General features: G+C 34.9%; 13 protein-coding genes. 6 read left to right on the top strand and 7 right to left on the bottom strand.

All coding sequences use genetic code 11. The features are described from left to right. Nucleotides 1-114 precede the first annotated feature (114 nt). Nucleotides 115-981 (bottom strand): DMT family transporter, encoded by an 867-nt coding sequence (locus tag QLS31_RS07990; protein WP_282743414.1) that lies wholly within the window; start codon nt 979-981, stop codon nt 115-117. 109 nt (nt 982-1090) lie between these two features. On the opposite strand from QLS31_RS07990, the gene QLS31_RS07985 reads away from it, so the two are divergent. Next, nucleotides 1091-1468 (top strand): heavy metal-associated domain-containing protein, encoded by a 378-nt coding sequence (locus tag QLS31_RS07985; protein ID WP_282743411.1) that lies wholly within the window; start codon nt 1091-1093, stop codon nt 1466-1468. Nucleotides 1469-1530: 62 nt separating this feature from the next. On the opposite strand, the gene gldD is transcribed toward QLS31_RS07985, so the two are convergent. Genes gldD through mutY form a run of 4 tightly spaced genes read right to left on the bottom strand, consistent with a single transcriptional unit; the run spans nt 1531 to nt 4943 of the window. Then, the gene (gldD, locus tag QLS31_RS07980) at nt 1531-2094 is read right to left on the bottom strand and encodes a gliding motility lipoprotein GldD (RefSeq protein WP_121342914.1); all 564 of its coding nucleotides are present in this window, start codon (nt 2092-2094) and stop codon (nt 1531-1533) included. Between the two features lie 6 nt (nt 2095-2100). After that, the gene (locus tag QLS31_RS07975) at nt 2101-3396 is read right to left on the bottom strand and encodes a gliding motility-associated protein GldE (protein ID WP_282743409.1); all 1296 of its coding nucleotides are present in this window, start codon (nt 3394-3396) and stop codon (nt 2101-2103) included. A 23-nt stretch (nt 3397-3419) separates the two neighbouring features. Continuing rightward, complete coding sequence (gene ssb, locus QLS31_RS07970; RefSeq protein WP_099714247.1) at nt 3420-3860, bottom strand: single-stranded DNA-binding protein; 441 nt, start codon at nt 3858-3860, stop codon at nt 3420-3422. A 45-nt stretch (nt 3861-3905) separates the two neighbouring features. Continuing rightward, the gene (gene mutY / locus QLS31_RS07965) at nt 3906-4943 is read right to left on the bottom strand and encodes an A/G-specific adenine glycosylase (protein WP_282743408.1); all 1038 of its coding nucleotides are present in this window, start codon (nt 4941-4943) and stop codon (nt 3906-3908) included. 133 nt (nt 4944-5076) lie between these two features. Between mutY and QLS31_RS07960 the strand changes: the two genes are divergently transcribed. Then, the gene (locus QLS31_RS07960) at nt 5077-5367 is read left to right on the top strand and encodes an HU family DNA-binding protein (RefSeq protein WP_066080765.1); all 291 of its coding nucleotides are present in this window, start codon (nt 5077-5079) and stop codon (nt 5365-5367) included. A 316-nt stretch (nt 5368-5683) separates the two neighbouring features. Next, entirely contained in the window at nt 5684-7228 is a 1545-nt protein-coding gene (locus QLS31_RS07955; protein ID WP_282743406.1) for a ribonuclease E/G, read from the top strand. Between the two features lie 193 nt (nt 7229-7421). Here QLS31_RS07955 and QLS31_RS07950 read toward each other — a convergent pair whose 3' ends face one another. Beyond that, nucleotides 7422-7865 (bottom strand): nucleoside deaminase, encoded by a 444-nt coding sequence (locus QLS31_RS07950; RefSeq protein ID WP_113664969.1) that lies wholly within the window; start codon nt 7863-7865, stop codon nt 7422-7424. A gap of 59 nt (nt 7866-7924) precedes the next feature. On the opposite strand from QLS31_RS07950, the gene QLS31_RS07945 reads away from it, so the two are divergent. From QLS31_RS07945 to QLS31_RS07935, 3 genes are all read left to right on the top strand, one after another. Then, a complete protein-coding gene (locus QLS31_RS07945; protein WP_282743404.1) occupies nt 7925-8776 on the top strand; it encodes an energy transducer TonB in 852 nt (283 codons plus the stop codon). A 184-nt stretch (nt 8777-8960) separates the two neighbouring features. Next, nucleotides 8961-10742: a 1-deoxy-D-xylulose-5-phosphate synthase gene (locus QLS31_RS07940; RefSeq protein WP_282743402.1), complete on the top strand. Its 1782-nt coding sequence runs from the start codon at nt 8961-8963 to the stop codon at nt 10740-10742. A 38-nt stretch (nt 10743-10780) separates the two neighbouring features. Continuing rightward, nucleotides 10781-11815, top strand: coding sequence for a DUF3078 domain-containing protein (locus QLS31_RS07935; RefSeq protein WP_282743401.1), 1035 nt, complete (start codon nt 10781-10783; stop codon nt 11813-11815). 3 nt (nt 11816-11818) lie between these two features. Here QLS31_RS07935 and QLS31_RS07930 read toward each other — a convergent pair whose 3' ends face one another. After that, nucleotides 11819-13165 carry a deoxyguanosinetriphosphate triphosphohydrolase gene (locus QLS31_RS07930; RefSeq protein ID WP_282710919.1) on the bottom strand — a complete coding sequence of 449 codons (1347 nt, stop codon included), beginning with the start codon at nt 13163-13165 and terminating at the stop codon, nt 11819-11821. Nucleotides 13166-13195: the final 30 nt, after the last annotated feature.

Below are 13195 nucleotides of genomic sequence, written 5' to 3'. Positions count from 1 at the left end.
TAGCGAATAAAGGCTGTCTTTTTAGGCAGCCTTTATTGTTTTATAAAGTTTCCGAATCTATATTGTTGTTCACCTGAATCTATCTTTTTCGAACTGAACACTGGATACTGAACACTATTTCTTAGCCGATAAATACACTCCGATTAGAATAATAAAGGCACCAAAAAACTGAACAGGAGTAAGCATTTCATTGTCTAATAATCCCCAACAAAAAGCAACAACAGGAATCAAATACGTTACTGATGTAGCAAAAACCGGTGAGGACATTTGGATAAGTTTAAAGAACAGAATATTTGCAATTCCAGTTCCTACAACTCCAAGAACCATTATAAACAAAACGGACTCCTGCACTTTTACATCATGTACCACTTCAAAGAAACCAGAGAAAAACAAGATGATGAATGCCGGAAAAAACAACACCATAAAATTACCAGTAGTAATACTCAACGGACTCAAATCATGCAAATATTTCTTAATCAGGTTCACGTTGACAGCATAACATATTGACGCTATTAAAACCAAAATAGCATAATAATAATTTTGTTCCGGATGATGAATAGCACCATTCAAAATCAACAAAGCACTTCCTATTAAACCAATTAGAATTCCAAAAATCTGATTCCTTTTGAATTGTAATCCAAAAACCAAAGCTCCTAAAATCAATGTATTCAAAGGAGTCAGAGAATTCAAAATAGAACTCACGGAACTGTCAATTTCCGTCTGGGCAATCGCAAACAAATACGCTGGTATAAATGTCCCGAACATGGAAGTCAAGGCAATATATTTCCATTTGTGCGCCGAAATTTTGGATAAACTTTTAAATCCTATCAGCACTAAAAAAACAGCTGCAAAAATGATTCGCAACGATCCCAATTGTAAAGCTGTTAAACCAATAAGCCCTTTTTTTATTAATATAAATGAACTTCCCCAAACCAAGGCAAGAACCATCAAGTACACCCATTTTAACTGCTTCGATTCCATAAAGATTATTTTGCCCCAAAATTGTAATTATTTTATGAATTACTCCTCCTTTTTTTAATTAATTTTGCAACTTAGAAACACGCTTTTAATCTTTAAAATTTACATCATAATGAATTTCAAAAAATCAATCGTAACACTAGTACTTACAAGTGTTTTATTTGTAGGCTGTAAAGAAAAATCAACAGATACCGTTTCAAAAGAAACTGCAACAACAGAAGCTCCAAAAGTTAAAAAAGAAATCGCAGCTGCCAATCTTCAAACTGCCAGTTTTTCTGTAGAAGGAATGACTTGCGCTATAGGTTGTGCCAAAACGATTCAAGAAGATTTAACCGGACTGGATGGTGTTCAAAAAGCAACGGTAGATTTTGATACAAAATTAGCCACCGTAACTTTTGACAAAACGGTTCAAACTCCAGAAAAATTGACTAAAGTTGTCGAAGCCGCCGCTGACGGTAAAACATATAAAGTTTCGAATATGAAGTCATAAATTGACTTTTACATTTCACAAAAAAAGCATTCGTTACTGGCGAATGCTTTTTTTATACAATACTATTTCCATTTCAAGGTTTCCAGCAGTCGCTGCATGTCATTTTTGATATAACTTGCTGCTGGCATAATGGAATCATAATTAGGTTTTGCATAGAAATAAACAGAGCCTGTTACAAAATGTTTGGTGCTGTCCGTAGCGTAAAACTGGGAATTAGTTGCCGCATTTCCCTCTACTTGATAAAACATCCCATAGACTTTTTTGTCTGAATTCAAATACGGTTGTTCTAATATATCATCCGCTTTTATCACGTGTTTATAAGTCAATGTTTGTGCATCACGCAACAGTTCATTAATGTTTTTCGCCACTGGCTTATAGGTAAGATAAATAGTCGCTTTCATTTTTGGATACGTAATCGTAAAACTACAATCGGCCTCTTTTTTAATAACTGCATCTGAATTCATTTCGAAAGCAAAAGGGCATTCGTTTTGAAAATTCACATATTTGGCTTCCGGATAATCCAATCGCAAATAGCTTGAAGGTTTTGGCAAGACATCATCTTTACAACTAAAACTCAAGAATGAGACTGCAATTATTGCCGAAAAAGCGATTATTTTTTTTAACATTTTTACTTATTCAATTGTTACTTTTATTTGTTTCACCCTTTTTTGATCCACAGCTTCTACTGTAAACAGACAATTTTCGAATGAAATTTTTTGATTTTTTTTTGGAAAATTTCCCAAAATTTCAAGAATAAACCCAGCCAGGGTTTCAGCTTCTCCTTTTTTGATTTCGAATAATTCCTCGTCTACATCAATTATTCTGTAAAAATCCTTGAGGTTTATTTTTCCTTCAAAAAGGTAATTTCTATCGTCAATTTGGGAGAAATTAATATTCTCATCGTCAAATTCATCACTGATATCCCCTACTATTTCTTCGATCACATCTTCAAGCGACACTAAACCTGACGTTCCTCCATATTCATCGACTACAATTGCAAGATGGCTTTTCATACTCTGGAAATCTTTTAGCAAATTGTCCAGTTTTTTATTCTCCGGAACAAAGAAAGGTTCCCGCAACAATGATTTCCAGTCAAATTCATTAGTATTAATATGTGGCAGCAAATCTTTGACATACAAAACGCCCTCTATCTGGTCTATATTGTCTCGATACACGGGAATTCTGGAATATCCTTTTTCTATGATTTTAGGACAAATAACGGCAAAAGATTCGTCTATTTCTAAAGCAAAAATATCGATTCGGGGGCTCATCACTTGTCTTGTATCGGTATTTCCAAAGCTTACAATACCTTCTAAAATTTTTTGCTCTTCGGTAGAAGTTTCATCCGAAGCGGTTAATTCTAATGCTTGAGACAATTGATCGACAGAGAAATTTGTTTTTTGCTTTCCTAATTTATTGTGCAAATAAATCGTGGCTGCGCGCATGGGCAAACTTATTGGCGAAAGCAATTTGTCCAAAAAAGCAATTGGATAGACAATCAGTTTAGCAAATTTTATACTGTTTCTGCTGGCATATACTTTTGGCAAGACCTGACCGAATAATAAAATTAAAAAGGCTGCAGTCACTACTTCCAGAATAAATTTTAAAAGTGGTGCTGTTACTCCGGAAAAAATTGTTTTTCCAACAAATGAAAACAATAATACTATGGAAATATTGATGAAATTATTAGCAACAAGAAGTGTCGCTACCAGTTTTTTTGGTTTTTCTAAAAGTTCCGAAATAATTTTGCCTTTGGAGTTATTTTCTTGTACCGTTTCATCGATGTCTTTTTGTGACAACGAAAATAAGGCTACTTCAGCGCCTGAGATTAATGCTGAACAAAACAGCAAAATGGCAATTCCTGTAAAGCCAAATACTACATTAGCATCAATAGCGTAAGAAAAAAATAAACTGGGCTCTGGGTCCAAACTAGTTAAGATTAATTAAACAATCAAAATGGCAAATCATTAATAGGCAAGACATTATTTTCCGAGTCAAAATTAGTGTTTTTCGAGACATCAGCTACAGGAATTTGTTTGTTGTTTTCACTGTCTTTTTTTGTGGAAAGAAAAGTGAATTCGGTTACCTGAATTTCGGTGGTGTGTTTTGTACTTCCATCCTCTGATTGCCATTGACGGGACTTTATGCGCCCTTCCACATATATTTTATCTCCTTTAGAAAGGTATTTTTCACAAAGTTCAGCCGCTTTATTGCGTACTACCAAATTATGCCACTCTGTAGAAGTGATTTTTTCATTGGTAGTTTTGTTTATATACACTTCGTTTGTTGCCAACTGAAATCTTCCGATACAATTGCCTCCATCGAAATAATGCATTTTGACATCATCACCAAGAAAACCGATAAGCATAACTTTATTTAATGTTCCGTTCATTGTAGGATTTGGTATTTCTATCAAAGATACATTTTTTTAGAAACTCTATAAATCCTTTTCAATAAAATTATGAATCACAATTGGGAAAGGAAAAGTCTTCAAAGTTTCTCCATCAATTCCGTTTTCAATTGTTCCTTTTACAGATACTTTCCAAAACTTGATATGCAAATGCTGGTGTGACAATTTATGAATGATGCTTTTTTCGTTGTATTCTAACATGCTTATAATTTCGTATTGGTTGCCAAAATCCTTTTGAACCATAGCAACAACGCTATCAAAATCTTCTGTCGCATCGGTTTCTATCAAAGGGAATTCATATAAGTTGTGCCAAATTCCTTTGTCCGTTCGTTTCTGGATAATTGTATTTCCCGTTTCGTCTTCAAGAACCAAATAATTAAAATATCGGTTCCTAACTTTTAGTTTTTTGGACTTTACAGGCAACTGATCGACTTTGTTTTTTTGCAAAGCGGCGCAACTTTCGTTGAAAACACAAATGCCGCAATTTGGACTTTTAGGAACACATTGCAACGCACCAAACTCCATAATCGCTTGATTGAACGTTGCCGGATTATCTTTTGGCATGAGTTCGAAAGCCAAAGCTGCGAATTCTTTTTTGGCGGAAGCCTGAGCAATATCCGTATCAACATCAAAATAACGGGATAAAACCCGAAACACGTTCCCATCAACCACCGGAACGACTTCATTATAGGAGAAAGAAGCAATGGCCGCTGCGGTATATTCTCCTACTCCTTTTAATTTCAATAAGTCATTATAAGTTCCTGGGAAAACTCCCGATAAATCAAAAGCGATATGCTGTGCTGTTTTATGTAAATTTCGAGCTCTGGAATAATATCCTAATCCCTGCCAAAGTTTCAAAACTTGTTCTTCATTGGCTTTCGCCAAATCAAAAACGGTAGGAAAAGCGGTTGTAAAAGATAAAAAATAAGGCATTCCTTGTGCAACACGCGTCTGTTGTAACATGATTTCAGAGAGCCAAATAGGGTATGGATTAGTGGTATTCCTCCATGGCAAATCGCGTTTATTTTGTAAATACCATTGTATTAGCAAGTTAGAAAAAATCATGTTTTAATTATTTGTTAGCAAAAGTAAAAGTTTATGTGATTAAAATTTAATGAATTAGCTTGAATAATTGTTTTTTAAATTCCTATATTTGCAAACTCAAAAAAATAGTACAACATTATAAATAGGAAAGAAAATGACGAAAGCAGATATCGTAGCAAAAATTTCAGAAAAATTAGGTCTTGAAAAAGGAGATGTACAGGCAACTGTAGAGACTTTTATGAATGAAGTAAAAAATTCATTAGAAACTGGAGACAATGTTTATTTAAGAGGTTTTGGAAGTTTTATAGTGAAGACTAGAGCTGAGAAAACAGGAAGAAATATTTCTAAGAATACAACAATAAAAATTCCTGCACACAACATTCCTGCATTCAAACCTGCAAAAGTATTTGTAGAAGGAGTGAAAACAAATAACGAAGCAAAATAACAATATTAATTAATCATAAAATCTACAAGATATGCCAAGTGGTAAAAAAAGAAAGAGACATAAGGTAGCAACGCACAAACGCAAGAAAAGAGCGAGAGCTAACCGTCACAAAAAGAAAAAGTAGTTTTAAACTACTTTTTTCTTTTTAAACGTTCATTGAAATTGAGAATTAGTAATCAGTATTCAGTTTTTAGTATTCAGTTAACTGCGTACTTACCACTGCAAACTGCCAGCTAATTTTCCCCGGGTTCAATACCTGTTAAAATATTGTTTAATCCATTTGTTCGCCTTGGCGAATAGATAAAAAATTTACAGTGTGAATAAAGAATTAATCATTAGATCTAGTTCTGAAGCCGTAGATTTTGCCTTATTAAAAGATGGAAAACTAATTGAATTACACAAAGAAGAAGAAAAAAGCAACTTCCAGGTTGGTGATATTTTTATTGCCAAAATCAGGAAACCAGTTGCCGGATTGAACGCTGCATTTGTAAATGTAGGCTTCGAAAAAGATGCCTTTTTACATTATCATGATTTAGGTCCTAACTTATCTTCCCAACTGAAATTCATAAAACTTGTAAGCGCAGGTAAATTAAAAGATTTCTCCCTAAAAAACTTTCAGTTTGAAAAAGAAATAGACAAAGATGGTACCATTACTGATGTTTTGAGTTCCAATCAATCTGTTTTAGTACAAGTCGTCAAAGAACCTATATCTACAAAAGGACCAAGAATTAGCGCTGAGCTTTCTCTTGCCGGAAGATTTATAGTTTTGGTTCCGTTTTCTGACCGCGTTTCTATTTCACAAAAAATAGAAGACAAAAAAGAGAAAGAACGCTTGAAACGATTAGTACAATCCATCAAACCAAAAGGATTTGGTGTTATTGTTCGCACAGTAGCCGAAGGCAAAAATACAGCCGAATTAGAAAAAGATTTGCAGAACCTGCTCAGCAGATGGACTGCAATGTGTAAAAAATTACCAACTGCTCATCATCCGTCAAAAGTATTAGGAGAACTCAACAGAGCCTCTTCGATATTAAGAGACGTTTTCAACGATACCTTTAGCGGTATTCAGATAGATGACGAAGAGTTGTACAACCAAACAAAGGATTATTTGCAAGAAATTGCACCATCCAAACAATCAATTGTTAAGTTTTATCAATCAAAAGACACACCTATTTTTGAGAAATACAACATAGAGAGACAAATCAAAACTTCTTTTGGAAAAACAGTATCCATGAGTAAAGGAGCTTATCTTATTATCGAACACACTGAAGCTTTGCACGTCATTGACGTAAACAGCGGAAACCGTTCTAATAAAGCCACCAACCAGGAAGATACCGCCATGGAAGTCAATATGATTGCAGCTGCCGAAATCGCAAGACAATTACGTCTTCGTGATATGGGTGGTATAATTGTAATCGATTTTATCGATATGTCAAATCCTGAAAATCGTAAAGTGTTGTTCGATTTCTTGAAAGAAGAAATGAGCGATGATAAAGCAAAACACAAGATCTTACCCCCAAGTAAATTTGGATTAGTTCAAATTACAAGACAAAGAGTAAGACCTGAAGTAAATATTAAAACTAGAGAAGAAGATCCAAACAATGAAAGCGGCGAAATTGAAGCGCCAATTCAAATCATTGATAAAATTGCTTTTGATCTAGAAAGAGTATTAAAAAACCACAAAGATGTTGTGCTTAACGTACATCCTTTTGTGGCCGCATACCTTACCAAAGGTTTTCCATCATTACGTTCAAAATGGTTTCTTGAACATAAAAAATGGGTGAAAATTATACCTCGTGATGCTTACACGTATTTAGAATATCATTTCTACGACAAAAAAGAAAATGCTGTCATAGAATAAAAATAAAAACCGCCTTTCGTGAGATTGGCGGTTTTTTTGTGCGTCATTGCGAGATTCTTCGAAGCAATCTGTAATTTATAATTTATTTGTTTTTAAGAGCTATTTCCAGCTATCCATTACAATCTTTTCTTTTTTAAAGAAAAAAAGAAAAGGATTTTCACTGCTATCTGGGCTAGGGCATTCGTTTATAATATCACTTCCTTCTCTCCGCAAAAAATCGCTTCATCAACTCCGAAGCTTCATTTGCCAGAACTCCAGAAACAACGGTAGTTTTAGGATGCAATTGCGTTCCCATTTTTACAAAACCGCGATTTTCATCGCTAGCACCATACACAATTTTCGAAATTTGACTCCAGTACAAAGCGCCGGCACACATCTGACAAGGTTCCAGTGTGACATAGAGTGTACAACCTATTAAATATTTCCCACCAAGATAATTAGCAGCAGCAGTGATTGATTGCATTTCGGCGTGGGCCGTAACGTCATGTAATAATTCGGTTAAATTATGACTTCTGGCAATGACCTTATTATCAATGACAATTAGAGCGCCAACAGGAATTTCGCCTTTTTCAAAAGCCATTTCAGCTTCCTGCAAAGCTTTTTTCATGAAATATTCGTCGGTAAATGGGTTTATCATACAGCAAAAGTAAGGATTTGAAATAATTTTCGTTAGTTTTATAATCAGAAACGTAAAGTATGGTAAGGAAATATAAAATCACAATTTCGGAACCTTGTCAAGAGGATTGGAACAAAATGACTCCAAATGACCAAGGTCGTTTTTGTATGAGTTGCGCTAAAACTGTTGTAGATTTTACTGCAATGTTACCTGAAGAAGTGCAGCATTTTTTCATCCAAAATCAAAACCAGAATATCTGTGGTAGAATGAGAAAATCGCAATTAGATTCGATTACCATTCAAATCCCGAGTCGTGCACTTTATATTCAAACTCAGTATCACAAAATGTTTTTGTTAGCATTGTTTATCACAATGGGAACCACTTTGTTTAGTTGTGCCGATAAAAATGGAAACAAACAAAAAATTGATGCTGTTGAAGTGGTTAAAGACAGTACAAAAGCATCTCGTATAACTGTTGGCATGATGTTGCCAGAAAAAAACAATACCCAAAACCATGTTCAACCTCTAGCACCAGCAACCAACGTAAATCATGTAAAATTTATAAATCCCCAAACAATTGCTTGCGAAGAAACAACAAAGAACGAGACTGCTGTTGAAGATTTAATTTACAATGGAGGTATTGGTTTCGAATTCCCTCCAGAATACAATGGCGGGATTGAAAAATTTTATACTTTTTTTAAAGAAGAGTTCAAACATCCAGAAAATATAAAAAATAAAATTACCGAAATCTCAATCTCATTCGTTGTCGATAAAGACGGCTCATTAACCTATGTCAAACCCCAATCTGAAATTGACGAAGCTTTAGAAAGTGAAATTATTAGAGTTTTGAAATTATGTCCTAAATGGAAACCAGGTGAACAAAATGGTAAAAAAACACGAACATTATACACTGCACCTATTTCTTTGATCTAAACAAAATAGTTTTGACAAAACATATTTATACCATAACTAATCGTAGCTGTTTCAAAAAGCAGCCAATCTAGACTTAGTTGACCTATTTAATAACTACCTGTATATCGTAAGACTGGTATTAGAATCGTCTTAAATTGAAAAAAAGATTCCAATTTAAAACCGTAAATTTGCTTTTTATAAAACAATGAAAAACAATTTACTTTCAAACATCAATAACCCAACCGATTTACGCTTGCTTGACGAAGCGCAACTTCCTCAAGTTGCCCAAGAATTACGCGGTTTTATTATCGACGTTGTAGCTGTAAAAGAAGGTCATCTCGGCGCAAGCTTAGGAATCATCGAATTGACAATTGCCTTGCATTATGTTTTTGACACACCAAACGATTTATTGATTTGGGACGTAGGTCATCAAGCCTACGGCCATAAAATACTGACCGGTCGAAGAGAAAATTTTCATACCAACAGGCAACTCGGCGGTATTTCCGGTTTCCCAAAAAGAAGTGAGAGTATTTACGATGCTTTTGGCGTAGGCCACTCCTCTACTTCCATTTCGGCAGCTTTAGGAATGGCAATTGCCTCTAATTTGAAAGGCGACTTCAATAAACAACACATTGCGGTGATTGGAGATGCTTCCATTGTATCAGGAATGGCTTTTGAAGGATTAAATCACGCCGGGGTTACCGATGCTAATTTATTGGTTATTCTTAATGATAATGCTATTGGAATTGACCCAAGTGTAGGTGCTTTGAAACAATACCTCACTGCCGTAAAAGCTGGAAAAAATCCGAGGCAAAACAACATGATTAAGTCTTTGAATTTTAATTATTCAGGTCCAATAGACGGTCATGATATTTTTACTGTCATCAAAGAATTGAAACGTTTACAAAAAACCAAAGGACCAAAATTCCTTCATATCATTACCACCAAAGGAAAAGGACTGCAACAAGCCGAAGAAAATCAGGTAAAATATCATGCACCCGGAAAATTTGACGCTGCAACAGGAGAAATTCACATCAAATCCGAAGAAAATCTACCTCCAAAATATCAGGATGTTTTTGGCTTGACCGTATTGGATTTAGCCAAAAAAAATGAAAAAATTATAGGAATTACGCCTGCAATGCCATCTGGAAGCTCCTTGAAATTTATGATGGAGGCTTTTCCAAAACGTGCTTTTGATGTAGGAATCGCCGAGCAACACGCTGTGACTTTAGCAGCCGGAATGGCAACTCAAGGAATGGTCGTTTTTTGCAACATTTACTCCACTTTTTTACAAAGAGGATACGATCAGGTGATTCACGATGTGGCTTTACAGAATCTTCCAGTAATTTTTTGTTTGGATAGAGCCGGTTTAGTGGGAGAAGACGGCGCAACGCATCACGGTGTTTTCGATTTGGCTTATTTACGTTGCATTCCTAATATGATTGTTTATGCGCCTCGCAACGAAATAGCATTACAAAATATTTTATACACCGCACAATTGGGATTAGATCATCCTATCGCTATCCGTTATCCAAGAGGGCGCGGTGTTATTGCCGATTGGCAGACGCAACATCTTGGAACGTATAAAAAAATAGAAATTGGAAAAAGTGCTTGTATAAAAGAAGGTTCAAAAGTAGCCGTTTTATCCAATGGAACTATTGGCAATAATGTCATTTTGGCTATAGCCAAAATAAAGCATCCAGAAACCATTGCACATTACGACTTTCCATTTGTTAAACCATTAGACGAAAATGCATTACACACCATTTTTACAGAATTCGCAACAATAATTACTATAGAAGATGGTGCCGTAAAAGGCGGTTTTGGAAGTGCGATTCTGGAGTTCGCCTCAAAAAACAATTATACTTCAAAAGTAACCGTTCTAGGCATTCCTGATGAGTTTATCGAGCAAGGAACTGTAGCTGAATTACAACAATACTGCAAAATTGACGTTAAAAGTCTTGAAATACTTTTTTCGAGTTATTAAAATAATTATTTTGCAACCTTAAACACAACTAGTCCAAAATGAAATTATTAACCTGCACACTCCTTGTACTTACTTTTACAATCTCATTTAATAGTTTCTCCCAAGAAATAAGAATCACACCGTTATCTGACACACTTAGACCTATAACAACGCTTTCTACAGCAAACAAACCGTTGAAAGTAGCATTTAAAATACAAACTCTGACGTATTATCTTCCATTATCCCATTGGAGTAAAAAAAACAGTTTAGGTTTTGACATCTCTGAAGTTGCCTTTGTCAACTGGAGTGCAGGGGGAACAAGTTCGATTTCAGGATTGTTTAAAGGAAAATTTCATAGAGTTTACGCCAGGAGCAATTACAACTGGTCGAATGAATTAATCGTTAAATACGGTTTGAATAAACAAGACGGAATCGACATACGAAAAACAGAAGATGCGATACAATTAAACTCCACATTTGGCTTCAGAAAAGACACTCTTTCTAACTGGTATCATTCGGCTAAATTCAATTTTAATACGCAATTCACAAATGGTTATGCGTATCCAAATACTGAAAAAGCAATCTCAAAACCTTTTGCTCCAGCTTATATTTTTATGGGAGTAGGTGCTGAAAACATTGATAAAGAAAAGAAAAGAACATTTTATATCTCGCCATTTACATTTAAAACAACCTTAGTTTTAGATCAAAGATTGGCAGATCAAGGTGCTTTTGGTGTTACCAAGGCTACCTATGACCTGGAAGGAAATCTACTCACCGAAGGAGAAAGATCAAAAATGGAACTTGGTTTTTTAATAACCAATAAATACAAAAAAGAAATCTTCAAAAATATCAATCTGGAAAATCGTCTAAGCTTATATTCTGATTATGTAAATCGTTTTGGAAACATAGATGTAGATTGTGACTTTCTAGTAGAACTTGTGGTGAATCAATATGTAAAAGCCAATATTGGAGCACATGTTATCTATGACGATGATATCAAATCTAAAAGAGAAATTGCTGGAATACAAGTAACTGAAGGTCCAAAAACTCAGGTCCGCCAAGCGATTGGTGTTGGGATTGAATATATTTTTTAAAAATTAATTCTTCTTTCTACCATTAATAGTTTCAAATAATTCGAGCGCATTCCCATCTGTCAAAAGTGACACATAATGGCAAATATGAAGTAATCTACCATATAGATTCTCTTTTTCCAAATGATGTTTCTCAGGCAACATTTTCAGGATTAAGGAATCATAGTTGGACGCGTTTCCGTTGAATTTATTATTGAAAGCCGTTATGAATTTATCCAATAAGGTTTGTATAATTTGGTACCCAACAATTTCTTTCTCGATGACTTCACGGCTTTGGTAAATATTTTTAACGCTGATTTTAATGATATCATCCATCTGCGCTTTGTACTTGCTTTTATCCATGATGGCAAACGGGAATTTACCATCCATAATTAATGCTTCATTTTCGATAAAAACTTTCACAGCATCATTAATTAAACTACCAATTGCCAAAGCACGCAAATAACTGATTCTATCTTCTTTGGTTTCTAAAGTTTTGTATTTAGAGGTGTCAATACTGTCTTTTACCAATTTTATCAAATATTCTAAAGCAAAATCTTCAGAAACTAATCCTAAATTAATACCGTCTTCAAAATCAATAATGGTGTAACAAATATCATCCGCAGCTTCTACTAAATATGCCAAAGGATGTCTTTCGAAACCTATATTATCTCCGGATTTATTTGGAATCAAACCCATATCAGAAGCCACATCTTGAAAAAAAGCTTTTTCGGTTTGAAAGAAACCGTATTTTTTATCGGCAATGTCTTTAGTTGGTTTTTTAGGCAAGCTTTCTTTTGGATACTTCATGAAAGCACCAAGAGTAGCATAGGAAATTCGAAGTCCGCCTTCAATTCCGGGGCGACTAGCCGTCAGTACTGAAAACCCATTGGCATTCCCTTCAAAATCAATTAAATCCTGCCATTCTTTTGCAGTAAGCTGATCTTTGTATTGCTGTCCTTTTCCAATCGAAAAATATTCTCCAATCGCTTTTTCACCAGAATGTCCAAAAGGTGGATTTCCAATATCATGCGCCAAGGATGCCGCGGCAACAATAGCGCCAAAATCATTCATATGATATCCGTGAACTTCTTTTAAGTGTGGATATTTTTCGATAATTTTTTTACCGACTAATCGTCCTAAAGAACGCCCTACAACCGAAACTTCCAAACTATGTGTCAATCTGGTATGCACAAAATCAGTTTTTGACAATGGAATAACCTGTGTTTTATCCTGTAAACTTCTAAAAGCGGAGGAGAAGATGATACGGTCATAGTCAACTTCAAAACCCAAACGGGTATCGTCTTGTTCTACACGTAATCTTTTGCCTTTGTCGCCTTGTCGTCTTAGTGATAAAAGTTGTTCCCAGTTCATTATGATTTATGATTTCAGATTAACGAATTT

Origin of the sequence: Flavobacterium sp. XS2P24 (genome assembly GCF_030010285.1) — a bacterium.
Classification (GTDB): Bacteria; Bacteroidota; Bacteroidia; order Flavobacteriales; family Flavobacteriaceae; genus Flavobacterium; species Flavobacterium algoritolerans.
This window is presented reverse-complemented; position numbering and strand designations above follow the sequence as displayed.